This is a genomic window from Thermopirellula anaerolimosa (genome assembly GCF_054657335.1).
This window is the reverse complement of record NZ_BAAHYX010000004.1, coordinates 470,686-490,917: the sequence shown is the minus strand read 5'-3', so window position 1 is coordinate 490,917 and position 20,232 is coordinate 470,686. Positions and strand designations below refer to the sequence as shown.

The 20,232-nt window shown below is 61.5% G+C and carries 12 protein-coding genes; 8 read left to right on the top strand and 4 right to left on the bottom strand.

The annotated features are described in order from the left end of the window. Positions 1–66: 66 nt before the first annotated feature. Entirely contained in the window at positions 67–639 is a 573-nt protein-coding gene (locus ACYQ6J_RS02495; RefSeq protein ID WP_460182615.1) for a flavodoxin family protein, read from the top strand. Between the two features lie 72 nt (positions 640–711). Here the strand turns inward: ACYQ6J_RS02495 and ACYQ6J_RS02490 are convergent, their stop codons facing one another. The 4 genes from ACYQ6J_RS02490 to ACYQ6J_RS02475 all read right to left on the bottom strand — a co-directional run bounded on the left by ACYQ6J_RS02490 (position 712) and on the right by ACYQ6J_RS02475 (position 7,774). Next, on the bottom strand, positions 712–4,872 hold the full coding sequence (locus tag ACYQ6J_RS02490; RefSeq protein WP_460182614.1) for a PDZ domain-containing protein: 4,161 nt from the start codon (positions 4,870–4,872) through the stop codon (positions 712–714). A 30-nt stretch (positions 4,873–4,902) separates the two neighbouring features. Then, positions 4,903–6,246, bottom strand: coding sequence for a cytochrome b family protein (locus tag ACYQ6J_RS02485; RefSeq protein WP_460182613.1), 1,344 nt, complete (start codon positions 6,244–6,246; stop codon positions 4,903–4,905). 63 nt (positions 6,247–6,309) lie between these two features. Further along, the gene (locus tag ACYQ6J_RS02480) at positions 6,310–7,083 is read right to left on the bottom strand and encodes a cytochrome b N-terminal domain-containing protein (RefSeq protein ID WP_460182612.1); all 774 of its coding nucleotides are present in this window, start codon (positions 7,081–7,083) and stop codon (positions 6,310–6,312) included. Between the two features lie 7 nt (positions 7,084–7,090). Then, on the bottom strand, positions 7,091–7,774 hold the full coding sequence (locus ACYQ6J_RS02475; RefSeq protein ID WP_460182611.1) for a QcrA and Rieske domain-containing protein: 684 nt from the start codon (positions 7,772–7,774) through the stop codon (positions 7,091–7,093). Between the two features lie 362 nt (positions 7,775–8,136). Here ACYQ6J_RS02475 and ACYQ6J_RS02470 point away from each other — a divergent pair, with 362 nt between their 5' ends. From ACYQ6J_RS02470 to ACYQ6J_RS02440, 7 genes are all read left to right on the top strand, one after another. Beyond that, on the top strand, positions 8,137–9,171 hold the full coding sequence (locus ACYQ6J_RS02470) for a uroporphyrinogen decarboxylase family protein (RefSeq protein WP_460182610.1): 1,035 nt from the start codon (positions 8,137–8,139) through the stop codon (positions 9,169–9,171). 242 nt (positions 9,172–9,413) lie between these two features. Next, the gene (locus ACYQ6J_RS02465; RefSeq protein WP_460182609.1) at positions 9,414–11,531 is read left to right on the top strand and encodes an outer membrane protein assembly factor BamB family protein; all 2,118 of its coding nucleotides are present in this window, start codon (positions 9,414–9,416) and stop codon (positions 11,529–11,531) included. A gap of 136 nt (positions 11,532–11,667) precedes the next feature. Continuing rightward, positions 11,668–13,329: a glycoside hydrolase family 5 protein gene (locus ACYQ6J_RS02460; protein WP_460182608.1), complete on the top strand. Its 1,662-nt coding sequence runs from the start codon at positions 11,668–11,670 to the stop codon at positions 13,327–13,329. Positions 13,330–13,565: 236 nt separating this feature from the next. After that, positions 13,566–14,618 (top strand): AAA family ATPase, encoded by a 1,053-nt coding sequence (locus tag ACYQ6J_RS02455; RefSeq protein ID WP_460182607.1) that lies wholly within the window; start codon positions 13,566–13,568, stop codon positions 14,616–14,618. Further along, positions 14,569–15,474, top strand: a complete 906-nt coding sequence (locus tag ACYQ6J_RS02450) for a DUF58 domain-containing protein (protein WP_460182606.1) — start codon at positions 14,569–14,571, stop codon at positions 15,472–15,474. The genes ACYQ6J_RS02455 and ACYQ6J_RS02450 overlap by 50 nt, the downstream gene beginning before the upstream one ends. Positions 15,475–15,591: 117 nt before the next feature. Continuing rightward, a complete protein-coding gene (locus ACYQ6J_RS02445; RefSeq protein WP_460182605.1) occupies positions 15,592–17,799 on the top strand; it encodes a VWA domain-containing protein in 2,208 nt (735 codons plus the stop codon). A gap of 36 nt (positions 17,800–17,835) precedes the next feature. After that, on the top strand, positions 17,836–20,196 hold the full coding sequence (locus ACYQ6J_RS02440) for a hypothetical protein (protein ID WP_460182604.1): 2,361 nt from the start codon (positions 17,836–17,838) through the stop codon (positions 20,194–20,196). Positions 20,197–20,232 lie beyond the last annotated feature (36 nt).

Below are 20,232 nucleotides of genomic sequence, written 5' to 3'. Positions count from 1 at the left end.
TGCTATCTTGAAGGGACGTGGGAGCGGTCCGTATTCGACGAACGATTCGCGCCGGGAGGGAGAAGGATGAAAGTAACGGCATTCAACGGCAGCGCTCGCAAAGATGGGAATACCGCCATCATGGTGGAGACGGCTTTGCGCGTCCTGCGAGATGAAGGCATCGAGACCGAGCAGGTTCAACTGGCGGGATTGCATTTGAAGGGCTGCGGCGCGTGCTATCGTTGTTTCAAGGAACAGGGGCGCTGCCATCAGGAAGACGACGGCGTCAACGGATTCATCGAAAAGATGGCCGCGTCCGACGGCGTGATCCTTGCCTCGCCCGTCTATTTCGCCGACGTCACCGCCAACATGAAGGCTCTCATGGAGCGTGCGGGGATGGTGGCCCGGGCGGCGGGCGACATGTTTCGGCGAAAGGTCGGAGCGGCGGTGGTGGCGGTCCGTCGCGGGGGGGCGATTCACACCTTTGATTCCCTGAATCACTTCTTCTCGATCGGACAGATGATTACCGTCGGGTCGATCTATTGGAATCTGGGACGCGGACTTCAGCCTGGAGACGTGAAAAACGACGACGAAGGCATTCGCACCATGCAGGTGCTTGGTGAGAATATGGCGTGGGTGCTCAAGAAACTGCACGGCTAGCCCGCACTCGATAGTCCCGTGCAATGGCAGACCGCCCACGATTCCTTTCGGGAACGGAAAGTCTCGCAGATTCTACGGCGACGGATTCTCGGCGGGGGCGCGCGGATCGCCGCGACCGGCTAAGTAGTCTTTTAGTACGGCCAACAAATCCAGCACTGCCTCCATTTGCTCATGACTCGAAGCGTTCATGACGCTGCGATCCAAGGGGGACCCATCGGCGGGGAATAGCACCGGCATCGCGGTATAGGGAAGGATCGCCCGAGGATTGGAGAGCCATGCCCGCAGGTATTCGGGTCGCAAACGGTCTGCGGCGGCATCCAATCGAGGGGCTGCCGTGATGGATTGCGAACTCGGCGTAGGCCGTCCGTCCAGAGTGTGGCACTTTCCGCAATAGGTCTTGCCGTCCGTCAGAATGCGGAACGCCTCTTGCAGGTAATCGGGCCTTGCGATCCGCTTTTGGGCAATCTCTTCCAGGCGGGCGACGGGGGAAGGCGTCCGTTCGGGCGGGGCTTTCGCAATCGTCTGCAAATAGGCGACCAAAATGTCGATCTGATCATCCGTCAATGCATAGCGTGGCATGGCCAAAGGCACGTTGGGGCGGATCGGGTAAGGTGCGAGCAAGTATCGACGCAGCCAGTCGCCCCGAACAGCGGCACCAATGTGTGCCAGGGACGGCGGCGTCCAACCCCAGGTCTCATTTTCTCCCACTGTCATGCCCTTCGCACCGGCCAGACGAATTAGGGTCGGGTACAGCAGGTCCGCGATGGCCCCGCCGGTCGGCGGCGACTTGGCTGTGATTTGAGGTGCGGCGATCGGTACGGGGAGACCGTCCACGGGCCACAGTGAGCCCGTGATCAGCGCAGGGCGTCGCAGACGGAAAAAGTACAGTGACCGCCCCCAGTCGTCCACCTCCGTGATGATCTCGCCGGCGGAGTCGCGCTGCGGCGCACCGACCAAATCCAGCGTGAGCAAACCGCGGCGGTCGAGCCGCGACGTTGTCTGATTGCGAGGGAGCGAGTCCGGCATGTCGTCGCTCTCGGGGGTGCCTCGCCATTGCAAGAGCGTCTTCGGTTCGCACTCGATGCGCCAGGTCTCATGGTGCACGACGTGACATTGGTCGCAACCAAGCCGCTCCACCAGTGCACGGCCTTGTGCCAGGATCCGCGCCTTGGCGTCGTTGTCAGGGCGGAGATGAGCGGGAATGGTCGGGCGACGAATCCCGGTGACGAACGTCACCAAGGCCAGTCGCTCTTCGGGCGAAAAGGCCCATGCGCCCATGCGGAGACGTTCCATAAAACCCTTGGCATCGTCCAATCCGTAATCGTAGCTCCTCGGGGACACTAATTTTTGGTAGAGCCATCCCTCCCGCTGTCTGGTTGTCAGTAAGAGCCTGGGCAGGCCGTCGTGTTGTTGCAGGACAAGGCCGTCGGCACGGCCGGAGGGAGATTCGCGGAGGTACTCGAAGATGTGATCGAAAGCCAATTGGGACGGTTGCTTCGACCCCCAATCCACGAGCGTCGGGCCGATGGGCCCGGCGTCCTCCAGGCCCGGGATGTCGTGGCAACCGTGGCAACCGTGACGCCGCAGGGCGCGACGCCCGATGTACTGCAACTTCTTCGCTCGATCGAGCGGTGCCGTTATCTGCCGCAGGTCGGCCCAGGAGGCGGGGGAGATTGCCTCCCAAGAGTCGTCGGACAGTCCGTCTGTAAATACCTCTGCAAGGAGTTCGTCGGGTACCTGTTTCTCTAAGTACTCGCGGAAGACGGCGTCAATCGCGGCATCCGGCGGCGACGGCACCGAGTCGGACGAAGTGCCGCCGGGGGCGGTCGTGTTCGCAGAGTCGGCGCTGGACAGCAAAAATGCCGCTAGAGCGCGGAGGATTGTTTTTCGGCGGGCGCCCGACGCCAAGGCATCTACGAAGTTGGAAGGATCCCATTCGCCGTCTGAATCTACGGCGAGTTCCACCGCCGCACCGCTGCCGGTGGTGGTGTCGGTCGCACTTTGCCTTTCGTCCGATGTAATCAGCCAATGCGTTGCCCGAAATTGCGGTCGCGGCATCCGAGTGCGAGGGTTGAACGCCTGGGGATTATCAAGCCATGCAGCAAGCCGGTCGAGGGCTTCCGTCGGCGGCGATGAGCGTGATTCGTTGTTGGCCATGCGGACCGCCGAGGAATTCCAACGGGATGATAAACCGGCGAGGTCGGGGCCGAACGTCGATTGCGCCTGCGGAAAATCCGGATGCCGATGGCAGGCCAGGCACCCCTGCGTTTCAAAGAGTCGCTTCCCCCATTTCAACTCGGCTTCATCCGACGGGCGAACAGGCGGTGTTGTGTTCGCTGCGTCGGCCTCCGGCGTGATTTGCGGCAAGAGCGGTCCGGTCGCAAGATAGGCCGCCATGCCGGCGATCTCGACTTCTTCGAAGCTGCGCAGTTCTTCTTTGCGTTGCGGGCTGACGTGTTCCAGCAGTCCGAACAACCGCGGCATGCGGGCATCGGAACGCTGGGCGGTCGGGTTTGTGATGTATCGGGTTACGTAAGCGAGGTCTCGCCGCTGGGCGATATATCGCAGGCTGGGTCCGCGCGGCGGAATCATGTCCCCGCGGCGCTCCGTTGCGAGCACGCGAAGCAGACGCGCCGCCTCGAGTCGGGTGAATCTTTCTTCGTGGCTTTCCGGGGCGACTTCTTGCGAGTGGTCGCCGTCACTCTCGGCGGTGGACTCCGTGTCTGGCGAGCTTGACGCCAGCCAAGCCGTGACGGCCGTCGCAAGTTTTTCCCGTAGCCTGTCGTCGTCGGTTCCGTTGAGGTACGCAATCGCGGATTGCCGCACGTTCCCCGGCACGGAAGAGAGCGTCAAGAGTTGCGCGGCGGCCCCGCGATAGGGCGGCTCTCGAAGGATGGGGGGATCGCTGGGGTGCGGCGATTGCGGGTCCGTCACGTCGTGGCAGCCGTGGCAGCCATAGTTCTCGAAGGCCCGTCGTCCTTCCAACAAACGGTCCGCGGCGGGTTGAACCGGATCGCCCGTCTCCGCCAAGTCGAACACCCGGGGATGGCAGGCCAAACAGCTACGTTGGAGGAACGTGAGGGGGGGCATGGGATACCGTGCGCTTTCCTCGACGTGCCAACCGAACTTGTTCCGCCACTGGCGCGCTCGCCCGGAAGAGTCGGGGAAATGTGCGGCGTGAATGAACTCCGTGGCAGGGCCGACACCATCGTGGCAAATCGTGCAGGCGAAATCCTCCGCCGGGTGCGGACTATCGGGCGAAAGGTAAAGATCGGCGCGGGGATGGCCGGCCAACGGATTCGCGGCGCCACGCATCACCGTTAATCGAATACATGCCACGCGGCGCTGCGGTGCCGCGGCAGTGGGATAATCGAGCAAGCGGATCCGGTCGGAGTCGGAATCGCCGCCTCCGCCTTGGAGCCCCTTTTCGAGCAGCAGCCCGACCTCGTCCGCTCTTCGAATCACGGTGTCGCCGATCTGGATGATCCGATCGCCCGGACGCAGGCCCGCAAATGCGGCAGGAGATCGTGCGGCAGTTTCCGTTACCAATAAACCGACGAGATACGCGGACGCGCGCGGAGCGAGAGCCAAGCCCCAGCGTTCCCAAGTTGCATCCACGGGCGGTGTCCATGTCGCGGTCTCCGTGCCCTTCGGCTTGGCGTCCGTGTGGGAGGAGAGGTTGCCATCACTGGGATCGCTCGCGGTCCCGGAGGAACGAGGCACAAGGGGCAGCCACAAATGCAATGTTTGCGGCTCTTCGACGACGGCCTGTCGCCTGTTGACGGCACCGGTGGGGATTTGCCAGACACCAACGTAGGGAAACCGCGGCGAATGTCCGCTCGCGCCACCCGGCCCATCTCGTCCGTCGCGCGGCGATTGCCACTCGGACCAGTCGATCAAGACATGGCAGGTGATGCAACGATCGATCGTCGTCCGAACGCTCGCCTTGCCGTCCGGCTCGAATCCGGGGATTTCGATCCCGCGAAGCGCGATGACACCGTCCCACGACGGAGGCGGGATTTCGCGAAAACCGCTTTTCGTCGGTTCCCGTAAAGCCCCGTCGGAGGTCATTTGTTCGACCAAACGCGCGGCTTCCCGCTGATATTGTTTCCAAGGTCGGCGGGAATCTCGCACGATCCAGGCGATCGTCACCACCAGCAGCAAGAAGGAAGTCGCGGCGAAGATGACGTGGAGCAGATTCAGATTGTAATGGGTCTCCTCCCGAATATGCATGGCCGATCGCGTCACGCTATGAAAAAGAGATCAGATACTCCATCCCCATTCCGGCAGATAAAGAATATAGTTCACGGCAAGTATTTCCCGCAAAAGGATTTTGATTGGGATAAGAAACATGAATAGAAAAAGGAACATGGCTAAATGATAGCGGACGGCACCCACCCGATGACGAAAGGCGAGGGTCGGACCGCGTTGAAGCACGTAAGGTAGCACGAGAAAGTAAAAGACGAGAAACGCAAGCCCCGGCCACTCTCGCACGAGAATTTGCGCAGCGTCGGGTTGCCGATTCTCGTTGGAAGGTTGCTCGGAGGCCTGACCGCGCTCATGGACCCAGGTGGAGAGCGGCCATACTCGTTTGGATTCGATCTTGGGGAGGTCCCGCGACTCGAACGGGCCGTAGAAGGCCCAGTTCGGACCGCGAAAGAAAACGCCGATCACGATGAGCAGCAACCACAGGCCGAAGAATCCGAAGAGAAACGCGCCGGCGACCCGGGGGCGAGAGGCAAGCGAATAGTAGCCGCTTCCCTCGGGCGACGGGTCCAAGTAGGGCAAAACGATCAATCCCAGCGCGAGAACCGTCGGGATCACCACGCCCGCCAACCAGGGATCGAAGTACACCAGAAGCTCTTGCAGTCCTACGAAATACCAGGGGGCCTTGGCGGGGTTGGGAGTGTGCAGCGGATCGGCGGGTGCTTCCAAAGGGGCCGGCAGTGCCAACGACCAAATCAATAGAGCGACCGTAACGACGATCATGGCGATCAATTCGATGTAGACCAGGTCCGGCCAGACAAAGACCTTCTCCCGTTCTCGTTTCTCTCCCTCCAGCGGCGACAATCCTTGCGAGATCCGATCGTCATTGCGCACCGCCGATGATAGAGCGAAATAGAGGTAAAACAGCGTGGCGGCGACCATCAAAACGATGGCGAAGTTGTCGGGCCGCGAAACCAGGTCGGCGAATCGGGTGTCGGAAAGTGCGATCAGAAAGGCCAGTACCGGCAGGTTCAATGCGTGGGGCCGACTGAGAGGCGAAACCAGCGCCCTCCGGAGTGTGATGAATGCGAAAAGAACACTCCACCACAGAACGCACACGACGGCCGCGCTGAGCGCGGAATCGATGGACCGTTTGACGGTCTGCGACAGTCCGGGCAACCGGCCGGTGAAGCAAAACAGTACCACGGCGCCTGCCGCGACTGCCGCGTACAGACCGAACGAAACAGGGACGAGAGTGAAACCGCGGACGGATCGGTCTTGAATCCGTGCCCTTGCCGTGCGGAAGGCCGCCGCGGCGTTGACCGCCGCCAGTACGGCGTAAAGCCATACCACTGCGGTCGAGGGGGGGGGCGGCAGAATCAAGAGCGACTCTTCAGTCATGATTGCGTCGGTTCGTCAAAGGCAGTATTGACGCTGCGGGATTATCGCCGATCAAGTGGACTGCTACAACGGGCCGCTGATGCCGCCATCCTTTCGCACACGCCAAAAATGCAGGGCGCAAAGGGCGAACACGGCCAGGGGTAACGCGATGCAGTGAAGTACGTAAAAGCGGTTGAGCGTCTCTTCCGTAACACCGGTTGCTCCCAGCAGCAGGTATCGGATGTCCGTCTGCGATGTGATAAGCGGTTCGCCGCCGGCGGTGATCCATGCGGAACCGGGACCTTCGTGCCCGATGAAGGGGGCGGCCCCCGCCATGTTGGTGCCCACCGTTACCGCCCACATGGAGAGTTGGTCCCACGGCAACAGGTATCCGGTGAAAGCGAGAAAGAGCGTTAGCAAAAGCAACATGACGCCGACGACCCAATTGAATTCCCGCGGGGGTCGGTAACTGCCGGTCAGAAAGACGCGCAGCATGTGCAGCATCACGATAATCACCATCGCATGGGCGCCCCAGCGGTGGATTTCGCGGATCATTCCGAACGAAACGACGTCTCGCAACTCCAGCATGTCACGGTAGGCGTGCGTCGCGGTAGGGCGATAGTAAAGCATTAGTAGGACGCCGGTAATCGTCTCCACCAGCATGAGGAAGAAGGCGATGCCGCCCAGACACCAGGTATAGCCGACGCGCACGGCGTGCCGCGAGATCGCCACCGGATGGAGGTGCAAGACGAGGTTCGTCAGGACCACGGCGGTGCGGTTTCGGCGATCCCTGGGGGCGGGATGCCGCACCACGCTGCGGTAAAGCTGCGATCGTCGAATGCGTTGAATCAGTCGCATAAGGTGTTCAGAGCAAGACGTAGGCGGCGGGAGGGATCGCTTGAGCGGACTCGCGGCGAAACACGCGAGATGCGTCGATTTCCACGTATCCGTCGCCGGTGGTCCGGATTGCGCAGAGATCGAGCGGACGCGGGGCGGGACCGCGGAGGTTGACCCCGGCCAAATTGAACGCGCTGCCGTGACACGGACAGTGAAACTCTCCGTCCGCCGCGGACCAAAGGGTCAAACATCCGAGGTGTGTGCACGTCGCTCGGTAGGCCATCAGTCTTCGCCTTCCCGACACACGCACGCAAACCAGCCAAACGCCGTGACTGTCGCGAAATCGTGCGTCCACGCCTTCCTCGGTGAATTCGGCAAGGCGGCCTGCTCGAAAACGCAGGTGATCGCGAGAGGCCGTATTCGGCACGGAAAACCGTACGCACAAGAAGGCCCAAAGGCCGCCGATACAGCCGAGCAGCGACATGCCCAGACGAAAACCGAGTTGGGGCGCCACGCTCGCGGCGGACGCTAGAGACGCCCGCAAATATCCGCGGCGCGTCCATCCGCGAGTATCGGTCGGGCTGATACGCCGCGCGCTCGGCGCGGAAGCGTGATCCGCGGACGCATCGGGCGGCGAAACAGGCTCGTGAAGGTCCATATCGGCGTAGGCGGAGTGGCAAGGGCCCGGCAATGTCTTACGGATACCATCCATACGGATTTTCGCGCAGATTGGTTGGTCTCTTTTTCCAATCTACACTCGGCGAGCGGCGTTCGCGCTACCCGACCAAGTGGGCCGATCCGCCAAATCGGGCGGTGTCCTTTGAGTGGGTCGCGATTCGGATCGAGAGGTTGAGATCCACGAAGGGAGGAGGCGCGTAGTCGTACCTTTTGCAACAAATGGCTGCCGGGTGCGGTTTGGCAACGTTCAGCCGAAGGATTAGGATGAGTCTGAAGGCGACGTCGGACGGGCGGTTCGCGGGCAAAGAAAGTTTGTCGGCGACGTTATCGGGCGAGGATAAATGGGAAGCAGCTTTTTTCGAGTCCGCCGGGTGCCTTGGCTGAAAAGGGAACCTCATGCGCGACGATCAGTGGGACGCAATGTTGCGACTGTTTCGGGGCGAATCGATCGTGCCGGAACCGGTCGGTCTGATTATCGATTGCCCGTGGCTTCCCGGTTGGTTCGGTACCACCATTCTGGAGTATCTGACGGACGACGAGACTTGGCTGGCCGCCAATTTGAAGGTGATGCAGGAGTTTCCCCACGTCTGGTTCCTGCCGGGGTTCTGGGCGGAATATGGGATGTGTACGGAGCCATCCGCTTTCGGGGTGAGATGCCGTTTCCACGAAAATGACTTTCCGCACGCTGAACGGGTCTTGCTCAGTTGGCCGGAAGCCGACCGCATCACAGTGCCCAATTGCCGAACGGATGGGCTGTTGCCGCTTGTCATCAAGCGACTGAAGCATTGCCAGGCTCGCATGGAGGCGTCCGGCCATCGCATTCGTTTTGCGGTTAGCCGCGGGCCGATGAATATCGCTTCCTACCTTTTGGGGCAAACGGAGTTTTTGTTGGGGTTAAGATCGGAGCCTGAGCGAGCCCTGCGACTGCTGGACAAGGTCAGCCGATTCATTGTGGATTGGCTCCGCTATCAAAAGGAATGCTTTCCCAGCATCGAGGGCGTCCTGGTTCTGGACGACTTGATCGGCTTTGTCGGGCCGAAAGACTTCGAAACGTTCGCCTGTCCTTTCATGAGGCAAGTGTTCGGGGCCTTGGACGTGCCGGTGAGAATGCTGCATAACGACGCCCACGGCCTGATTACGGCCAAATACGCGGGGCAAATCGGCTTCAATGCCTTCAATTTCTCGCACGAGCACGGTCTGGCCGAGATCCGTGCCTTGGCCGGCGAAGACGTGGTTCTTGTGGGCAACATCCCGCCGCGGGATGTCTTAGCGGGAGGGACGCCGGAGGATGTCGCTCGGGCGGTGGATGCGGCGAAGGCATCCCTGACGGATCGACGACGGTTGATTTGGTCCGCGGGAGGCGGAACGCCGCCGGGGGTGACTTCCGAGAATTTGCGAGCCTTTTGTGAAGCGGTCACCGCTTGTTCGTGAGCCATTGCCGGTTTTATGTGTAGCTGTGATGGGGGACGGTCGCAATCATCAGGGACAAAAGGGCAAGAATGGGTGGTAAGCTCTTGAACCGGTGCTTGATTCGGACGTCTCTTGGTCGCGCGACCGTTCGACTCGGCGGTTTGCCCCGCGTCGGTACGCGGTGTCGAACCGTTGGTTCGTCATGCAAGGGTGTTTGCTGGCCCGCCTGGGCGGTCTGGCTTTGCGTCCTGGCTTTGCTGGGCGTGCCGTCCGCACATGGGCAAGCGGTGATTCCGTCGGTGGGGCCGATCTATGAATTGACGGGCAAGCCCCGCGTGGACGAGATCGACAGCACGCTGCGCGGACGACTGCGGCAGGCCGAAGAAGCCCTTGCCGCGGGGCGGGACTCAGACGCCTTGTCCAGTCTCTTGCGTTTGATCGAGGGTGCCGAGGATAAGTTGGTGCCGGTCACGCACGACATGCCGACGGTCTCACCGCGATACATCCCGCTGCGGCAATACGGTCAGGCTTTGCTTTCCCGATTACCCGCCCAAGCTCTCCAGGAATACCGCCGGTCTTCCGATGGTACGTTCGAGATGTGGTATCGGCAGGCCGCCGCGGAACACGACAGCGCGAAGTTGACGCGCTTGGTCGAATCGGGCGCCGCCAGCAGCTGGGCCGACGACGCCTTGTGGTTGCTGGGGGAATGGGCGATTCAAGACGGCGATCCCGCCGCAGCGCGGAGCCATTGGCTGCGCCTCCTCCCGTCGCCGGGCGAATCGTGGTGGGGGGTGCCGGACTGCTCTTTCGAAAAGCCGGCGGTCCTGGCTCGACTGGTCTTGGCCTCCATATTGGAGGGAGACATCTCGCGCGCGGAGCGTGAATTGCAAGACTTTGCGTCGAAGTTTGGGAGCGCGTCGGGGCGATTCGGGGGACGCGAAACGACGTACGCGACGGTCCTGAGGGAATTGTTGCAGGAGGTCCGTGCCCAACCGCTTCCGCCGGTCTCTGCCGAGTGGCCCACCTTTGGCGGCAACGACGCGCGTTCCAAGGTATTGCCGCGCGCATTCGAGATCCTTCGGCCGAAGTGGCGTGCCGGTCTGCCGTCCCCGCCCGTCAGTACCATGAATGCGTGGATTCAGCCGACGGGTATGCGGCTGGGTACGGAACCTGCGGACGCTCCGTTGAGTTATTTTGCGTCGGTCGTTGGCGATTACGTGTGGGTAACCACTTCCCAGCGGATTTTGGCTTGGGACGTTCGAACCGGGCAACCGCTGTGGGGCCTGGATGGGCCGGTGGTCGTCGAATTCGCGGAACCCAGCCTTGCGGAAGGCTTGCCCTACAACACTTTGGGAGCGGCCCGATTCTCTTGCACGATTGCCGACGGACGATTGTTCGCCCGTATGGGGCAACCGGTCACGGTTGCCCCGACCCTAGCCGGGGGTGAAGTGCCCGAAAACTTCCTGGTGTGCGTGGACATCGCCGGCCAAGGACGCCTGCTTTGGAAAACGGCGCCGCCCGACCGCGAGTGGGCCTTTGAAGGTCCTCCGACGGTCCGCGACGGTAACGTTTACGTGCTTCTGCGGCGTTCCGACATCCCGTCTCAAGTCTTTCTGGCTTGCTATTCCGCGGATCGGGGAGAGGGGCGTTGGCGGAGATTCCTCTGCGCTGCGGACTCGCCGGGCCGGGGCCTGCTTTACGAAATGGAGCATCTTTTGCCGACCCTTCACGGCGACACTGTGTACGTCGGTACCAACTTGGGTTGCGTGGCGGCGGTGTCGGCGGACACGGGAAGCTTCCGGTGGTTGACGACCTATCCGCGAGTTTCCCGGGGAGATTTGAGTCGAAACGAAATCTTTCGTTTTCGATCTCCGTCTCCGTGTCTTTATCACAACGGCGTCCTGTATCTGGCGCCGCGAGATAGTCGGTACGTCTTTGCCCTGGATGCCGCCAATGGGCAGATTTTGTGGCAAAGCCGGGCCGAATTGGAGGGCGTCGTCTATCTTTTGGGCGTGACGGGCAATCGCTTGGTTGCCTCCGGAGATCGGTTATACTTGCTGGACACGATGGGGCCCAATGCCGGCACCGTCAGCCTTGTTTGGCCGGACGGCAAAGAGCCGACGGGTTTCGGGCGGGGTTTGATCGCCGGCAATCGCGTTTACTGGCCGACCGAAGACGCGATTTATGTCTTCGATGCATCCGCCGGTCGTCCCCTTAGAGTCGTGTCCTTGGAACCGTGGGGTTTGAAGGGTGGAAACTTGGCTTTTTGCGGCAAGACGCTCTTTGTTGTCGGTGCCGCCGAAATAGCCGCATTTGAGACGGAGATGACGCACGAGGACGCCGCGCGAGACGCTGTGAAGCCAAGTTCCTCCCAACCATGAAATGCGGGGAGGCGAGGCAGTGAAACCGTCAAAAAAGGTCGCAAGGATTGCGAAAGAGCCGGGAACGAGCGGGTAGCTTCAACCGGTGCGAGTTCGCGGTAGGGAAACAACGACAAAGCTCTTAGGAGTCAAGAACGTGAAAGCCGTCTCTGTGTTTCGCTGGGGTTTGTTGTTGATGGCCGGAATCTCCGCATGGTGCCTGCCGGGGCCGAATGTGCATGCGGAGGAGCGGGCGGAGGTCTTTTCGACCGATTTTGAACCGGCGGCGCCCGCCGCTGGGGAACGCGTCGCGGATTTGCCTGATCCGTGGGTGCCCAAGCGGGGCGAGGGGCTCGCTTTGGTTCGCGATTCTGAACAGGGGTGGTGCTTGCATGTGGCGATTCCGCCGGAATCCGGTCGGGGTTCGCGGAGCGTGCTGTTGAACTTGCCCGTGGAGCAATTGAGGGGAACACGCGTTCGGGTCTCGGCACGGATCAAGGCCGCCGACATCGCCGAACCGCCGCAACCCTACAACGGCGTGAAATGCATGTTGAAAATCGACACGCCGGCCGGCACGATCTGGCCGCAGCGTAACCTGCCGGGCGGCGGGTGGGGGTGGAGGAATCATGAAAACGTCGCCGTCATCCCGGAAAGCGCCCAAAGCGTTACCCTAATTCTGGGTCTGGAGGCCGTCACGGGACAGGTGTGGTTCGATGACGTGCGGATACGCATCATCGGTCGACAGCGATCGGCGCCGTCGCAACCTCCGGGGGATGTCGTTTACAAAGGGCACGCCTTGCCGCGACTTCGCGGGGCGATGATCGGGCCGCATGTTACGGACGATGATCTGTTGGAATTCGGACGCGATTGGGGGGCCAACCACGTCCGATGGCAGTTGATTTGGGGAGGATTTCCCCGCAGTCCTGCGGATAGCGTCGGAGTCGCGGAATACCGCCGTTGGTTGGAGTCGGCCTTGCAGCGTCTGGATGAGGGGTTGGAGGCCTGTCGCCGAGCAGGGATTCTAGCGGTCATCGACATCCACACGCCGCCGGGCGGACGCAATGCGGCCTCCGAATGCCGTATGTTCCACGAGAAAGAGTTCCAGGAGGCCTTCTTACAGATTTGGGAGGAAATCGCGGCACGGTATCGTGAGCATCCTGCCGTGTGGGGCTACGACTTGGTGAACGAACCGGTCGAGGGAGCAGTTGCGGAGGGGCTGATGACTTGGCGCGAATTGGCTGAGGCGACGGCGCGACGCGTGCGTGAGATCGATCCCTGTCACGCCATCATCGTCGAACCGGGACCCTGGGGAAGCCCCGAGGGGCTGGATTGGTTTGAGCCGCTGGACGTGCCGGGAATCGTCTACAGCGTCCATATGTATCAGCCGCACGCCTTCACGCATCAAGGAGTGTACGACTCTCGGGTTGGTTTGCTGTACCCGGGCGAAATCAACGGAAAATACTACGACAAGGAGACGCTGCGGCAGATACTCGACCCCGTGATTCGGTATCAGCGCGATTACGGCGTCCATATCTACATCGGAGAATTCAGTGCTATTCGCTGGGCGCCGGATGAGAGCGCTTATCGGTATTTGCGAGACTGCATCGACTTGTTCGAAGAGTACGGTTGGGATTGGGCCTATCATGCATTTCGCGAATGGGATGGCTGGAGCGTCGAGCACGGTCCGGATCGCAACGACCGCAATCGCACGGTGGAGCCGACTCGGCGGCGGTTGCTTTTGGAGGAGTGGTTTTCTCGGAACCGAAAGCCGGATTTTTCCGCCCCGTTGACGCCGGTCGTGAAGACGCGGACACCGTGAACCGCGGCACGGACGCGATCGTGTAAAATGTGATTGGTTGACAGCGCGGAGCATCGACTCGGAGAATGAGCGAAAAGGGCGCGACGGCTTATAGATGAGAGACTTCGGCAAGCCCCGGTGAAAGTCCCGCGTGCTTGCGGCGGAGTCCTCGCGGGGGGCGAAAAGAAATCGCGTATCATTTCGCCCCACCCAATCCTCTATGACGGCCCGCGCACTCGTGAATCTTGGAAAACAAAATGGATGATACCGAAGGTCTGCGGCGATTGGCGGAGGCTGCCGCCCGATTGAAGACGCAGTTGGGGCAAGTGATCGTCGGTCAGCAGAACGTCATCGACGAACTGTTAATGGCCCTGTTTGCGCGGGGGCACTGTCTTCTGGTTGGGGTGCCCGGCCTCGCCAAGACGCTGATGATTCGCACGCTCGCCGGCGCGCTCTCGTTGAAATTCAATCGCATCCAGTTCACGCCCGACCTGATGCCTTCGGACATCACGGGAACGGAAATCATCCAGGAGGATAAGCAAGCGGGCACGCGGGAACTGCGGTTCGTTCCGGGCCCGTTGTTCGCGAATATCATCCTTGCCGATGAAATCAATCGTACGCCGCCGAAGACGCAGGCCGCGCTATTGGAGGCGATGCAAGAGTATCAGGTTACGGTGGGCGGGCGGCGACACCCGTTGGAGCAACCGTTCTACGTCTTGGCCACGCAAAACCCCATTGAACAGGAAGGCACGTATCCCTTGCCGGAGGCGCAGCTCGACCGGTTCATGTTTCACATCTTAGTGGACTATCCGGACGATGAGGCCGAGCTGGAAGTCATTCGCCGGACGACGGTGGACGTGGAACCGCAGGTCACGCCGGTCTTGGGCGGCGAGGAGATTCTTGCCATGCAGCGTCTCGTGCGGCGGATTCCCGCGCCGGATCACGTCGTCCGCTACGCCCTGCAATTGGTCCGAGCCACACGCCCGGCAGTCGAGACCGCGCCGAAATTCGTACGCGACTTTGTGGTATGGGGTGCCGGGCCGCGAGCGGGCCAATACTTGGTGTTGGCGGCCAAGGCACGGGCGGGGATTCAGGGACGTACCCACCCCACCGTGGAGGACATCCGTACCGTCGCCTTTCCCGTCCTCCGACATCGGGTGATTCTCAATTTCAGCGCGGAAGTGGAGGGCGTCCGTGCCGACGATTTGATTCGCCGCCTCCTGGATACGATTTCCTTGCCGGATGAAGAATTGACCGCCCGTGGAATACTTCCCAAAGTTTTTGGATCCTCGACTGCCGGCACGGCTTGAAGGCTTGGCGCTGCGGGCAAAAGCGATCGTGGAGGGCTACGTCGCCGGTCGGCATCGCAGTCCGTACCACGGTTTCTCCGTCGAATTCGCCGAACATCGTGAGTATTCGCCGGGTGACGATCTGCGTTACCTCGACTGGAAGGTCTTCGGGCGAACGGACAAGTTCTACCTCAAGCGGTTTGAAGAAGAGACCGATTTGACGTGCGGCTTGTTGGTGGACGCCAGCGAGAGCATGCGCTATCGCAGCGATCGTGCGTCCTGGAGCAAATGGGAGTGCGCCCAGTGCACCGCCGCGGCCTTGGCGTATCTGGTGCTGCATCGGCAGGATCGCGTGGGTTTGACGGTCTTCGGCGAGCAGACGCGAACGGTGCTGCGCCCTGACGCGGGTGCGGGCAGGTTCAAGGATGTGGTGCAGGCATTGGAGGCCGCTTCTCCCGGCGGGCGGACGGGTTTGGGGCACGTCCTTCACGAGACCGCGGAACGCTACCGACGTCGCGGCCTGATCGTGGTGATGAGCGACTTTTTCGCGCCGCTCGACGACGTTTCGATCGGACTGCGACATCTTCGACATCGCCGACACGATGTGATCGTGGTGCAAATCCTGGATCCGCAAGAGATGGAGTTTTCGTTCCGGGAACCGATCCGCTTCCGCGGGCTGGAAGGCTTTCCGAAGAAATTGGCCGACCCCCGGTCTTTGCGACAGGCCTATCTGCGCGAGTTCGGGCGGTTCTTAAGTCGGATGCGGGCGACGTGCCGCGGTCTCAATACGGATTATCTTCTGGTTCGCACGGATTGGCCGCTGGACCGGGTGCTGACGCAGTATCTGCTAAGGAGGTCCGGGCGAGGTCGCGGCTAGAAGACCGTCGAAAGAAGTTTGCGGAAAGGTCGCAATGCCGCGGATGAATGGTCCGAAATGGAATGACGAGGTAATCGGATGCCTGATTCGCCATTGATTTTCGGTTGAATGATCAGCATGTGGGAACCTTATCTTTTGGCGATCGGCTTCTTGCAGCCCGCCCTCTTGGGGTGGATGGCGGCGGCGGTCGTTCCCGTGCTGATCCACTTGTGGAGTCGTCGGCGGCATCGCGAAACGGATTGGGCGGCGATGGAATTCCTGCTTGCCGCCTATCGACCCCGACGGTGGAGGCTTTTGCTGCAAGAATTGCTTCTGCTGTTGGCGAGAGTGGCCCTCATCGTCCTATTGGTCGGGGCGGCGGCGGAACCGGTGTGGAGGGGGCTGCCCGCCGGAGTCGCAGCGACATCGCCCACCCATCGAGTCTTCGTCATCGATGCCTCTTTATCGATGTCGGCGGAAGAAGGGGGAACGACGCGTTTTGAGACCGCCAAAGCCGAGGTGATGCGACTATTGGAATCAGCGGCGCCGGGAGACTTGTTTTCTCTGATCCTCGCAGGGCGGGTTCCCGATCCGGCCCTTGCCGGACCGATTTTCGACCGGCAGGCTTTCCGGGAGGAAATACAGCGATTGCAACCAACGGATGGTCGCGTCGATTGGGGGCAGGCTCTGGCGCGGAGCCGTGAGCTGATCTCGGCGGCGCAGCAGGATTTGCCGCGACCGGTTCGGGCGGAAGTCGTGCTGATCACCGATCTGCAACGGGCGTCTTGGCCCGCAGCGGTGGGCACGACCTCTTCCAGCGCCGCCGCACTGCAACGCGAGGCAAATCTGCTGTCGGAAACGGCACGCCTTGTGGTTGTGCCCGTCGCCTCGGGCGGGTGGCAAGAGAACGTGGCGGTGGCGGACTTGCAACTGGAGTCGGGTGCCATGACGGTGGGCGAGGAGGCCGCATGGCGAGCGGTCATGCGTCGCTACGGTCCGAGTCGCGCGACGGATGTTGCCGTCCAGTGGTTCGTTGACGGGAAGTTGGTCCGGGAATCCACCCTGCCTTGGAACGGCGAAAGACGTCGGGAGGCGATGCTGACCTATCGATTCGATAGTCCGGGCGATCATGAGATTGAGGTGAGGATTGCGCCCGATGCTTTGAAAGGCGATGACACGCGGCGATTCGTGCTGCCCGTGCGTCCGGCGGTGCGGGTTCTGTGTGTCGACGGTCGACCGTCGAATGTACCGTTTCAAGGGGCCTCCGACTACTTGCGACTCGCGCTCCAGCCGGGCGACGAAGAAGGATTTCGACGCGTGGCCGTCCGGACGGAGGGCGAGGGAGCATTCGACGACATCGACCTGACGCCGTTTGATGCCGTGTTCTTCTGTGACGTCGCCGAGTTTACCGAATCGGAGGCGGCAAGGTTAGCCGCCTTCGTCAATCGGGGCGGCGGACTGGCTTTCTTTCTCGGAGAGCGCGTTCGCGCGGAAAATTACAATCGGGTCCTCGCGGCGGGGCAGGGCGGTCGACGCCGACTTCTGCCCGCGCGTCTGGGCCCGATCATACGGCGCGATTCCGTAGCGCTCGACCCGCTGGGTTATCGGCATCCTCTCTTGCGGGCGTTTCAAGGGCGGGAGTCGGTCGGATTGTTGACGGCGCCGGTGAGCGCCTATTTTCGCTTGGAGAAGACCGCGGCTTCGAATGCCCAGTCGGCTTTGGCTTTGGACAACGGCGACCCGCTCATTCTGACGGAGACCATCGGCTTCGGTCGCGTCATCCTGGCGGCGACGACGGCGGACACGACCTGGACGGCGTTTCCCATTTGGGCCGATTACGTCCCGATGATTCAAGAGACGTTGGAATATCTCTTGGAGCCTCGACGTGAGCAACGGAATGTGGCGGTCGGGGATTCGATCGGCGAAGTACGCGATTTGAAACGCCTCTCGGGATCGATGGACGTCGAAATCGTTGCTCCGGACGGTCGACGCATTCGACGCGCCGCGGTGATGGAAGGAGAGGTGTTGCGGTGGAGTTTTGACGACACGCAACGGGCAGGCTTTTATCGTGCCGATTTGCGGCCTTCCAACATTGTGGATGGGCCGACGGCCTGCGCGTTCGCCGTCAATCCGCCCGTAGAAGAGAGCGATCCGGACGGTTGGCTGCCCGAGGAATTTTCGAATCGAGTTTTGCCCGGCGTGCCGGTGGAGATGCGGGGAGACGCGGATCGGTCTCAACCCCCCGGCGAAGCGACTGCCGGTTACAACCGCGCCGCGCAGTGGTTGCTGCAACTGGCCTTGGTGCTATTGGTGTTGGAAATGATGTTGGCCGTCAGGTCGGGATGAAACCGGGCAGACCGGTGACAAAGAGCATCGTCGCGAATGGACGTACCATACTGGCTACAACGGTGGATGGGGGTGGGGGCCGCGCCCGGCGAAGGAGTGGCGGTCAAACTCCATGCGCATTGGCCGTGGCCGATGTGGGTCACCGTCACGGCGATTGTTGTGTTAATAATTCTCGTGATTCGGCTCTACCGCCGAGAGGAGGGTGAGATTTCGCCCGGGCTGCGGGCGGGGCTAATCGCCCTCCGTTTGGCGGCGGTGGCGGTCGTGTTGGCCATGCTCGGGCAATGGGTTCTCACGATCGAGCGGACCGGATTGCCCGTCTTGGCGCTGGTCTGCGACGACTCGGCCAGCATGACGCTTCAAGATCAATATCCTGAGGCGGAGGGGAAATTGCTGAATCGCGATTTCGCCGGACTGCCGAAGAATCCCGTGCGATTCGAGGTCCTCCGGCAAATCTTGTTGAATCCGCCGGAGTCGGTGGCGCGGTGGAGTCGCGAGTATCGGGTCCGCGCCTTTTTCTTGGACGGCGGTCGCGGTTTCGAATGGAGCCCCGGCGAAACGGGTGGATGGTTGAAGGAATCGCAGGCCGTTCGAGAAACGTCGCCTCTGGGAGAGGCCGTGCTCACGGCGTTGGATACTCTTCGCGGGTCGCCGCCCGCTGCGGTGGTCGTGCTCTCCGACGGTGTTTGCAACGAAGGACCGGATTGGAAGGAGACGGCGGCGGAATTGCGACGTCGGGGAACGCCGCTGTTCTTCATTGGATTGGGCGGTGCCGGGAGCCATCGCGACGTTCGGTTGACCGATCTGCGGATGGACGATACCGTCTTTCTGCACGATATCGTGTTTGCCGACGTGCGTATCGTCGCCGAGGGTTACGCGAACCGGACGCTGCCGATTCGTATCGTGGATGCTACGACGAATTCAACTTTGGCCTCTACCGTAGTGATGATAAAGGGAGACTCATTTGCCGAGAGCGTGCGACTGGCATTTCAGGCGGATCGCGTGGGCACGCAAAACGTGCGGTTGGAAGTTCCCGTTCAAACCGGCGAATTGAGAGAGGAGAACAATGTGCTGCGCCGGTCGATTCATGTGCTGGATGAGCCGATCCGCGTCCTGTACATCGAGGGAAAGCCCCGATTCGAATACCGCTATCTTCGCAATCTCTTGCTTCGCGAACCGAGCGTGTCGTTGGATTGCGTCTTGCAGTCGGCGGATCCGGAATACGCCGCGGACGCGAAGAACGTGTTGCCGGGCGTGCCGATGCGTCGCGACGAGCTTTGGCGTTACGACGTGATCATGCTGGGCGACGTCGATCCGGCGTGGTTTCCCCGTTCCACATTGGACGACATCGCGGAGTTCGTTCGCGATTCCGCGAAGTCCGGCGCGGTGCTCTTCATCGCCGGAGAGCAATTCATGCCGGCGGCCTTTCGGGCGACGCCCTTGGCTGCGATCTTGCCGTTTGAGAACGACCAGGATCGAACGCCGGATCCGGCGGGTCGGGCCGGCGTGACGCGCGTCGTTCCGACCGAAATAGGCTTGGGGAGTCCCGGCATGCAGTTGGCTCTGGACCCGCGACGGAACGCGGCGATTTGGGAGTCTTTGCCCGACTTGTATTGGTACGCTTCGGTCGGCGACCTCAAGCCGGGCGCTCGAGCGTTGGCCGTCCACGGATCGGATCGCCGCTGGAACGGAGACCCTGTTCCGCTCATCGTGTTCCAATACGCGGGCGCCGGTAAGGTGCTGTTCCATGCGATCGACGAGACCTGGCGCTGGCGGTACCGCGGCGGGCAACCCTTGTTCAGTCGGTATTGGATTCAAACTCTAAGGTTCTTGGCGCGAGGGAAATTGGAGCGCGAGCGAAAAACGACGCTGGAAAGCAACCAGAGGACCTATCGCCCGGGTGAGCCGGTAATCTTGCGAGCGGTTTTTCGGCCTGCCGAAGGGACGCCGATTCCCGAGGATTCGGTGACGGTGTTTTTGGAACGCGACGGATCCGCGCGATCGCAATTGCGTCTGGAACGTCGCGGGTTGGTCGGACATGTTTTCGAGGGGAGGGCGGAGGACCTTTTGCCGGGCAGTTATCGTGCATGGATCGCCGCTCCGATCGTTCCCGAGTCGCCGCCGACGGTGAACTTCGAGGTCGAACCGCCGCGCCGGGAGATGGAAGAACCGGAACCGGATTTTGTCGGTATGAAAGAGGCGGCGAAGATGACGGGGGGAGCTTTTTTTCGTCCGTGGCAACTCTCGCAATTGAGCCGAGCTCTCCCGCCCGGTCGCTCCGTCGCCGTGGAGCGGTTGCCTCCCGTCACGCTGTGGAACCAACCGGCAATCCTTGTGCTTCTGTTTGGGCTTCTGACCGGAGAATGGCTGATCCGAAAGTTGCGCGGATTGGCGTAGAATGAACAGGGTGTGAGTTCGCAGGTCGAAGCGTGC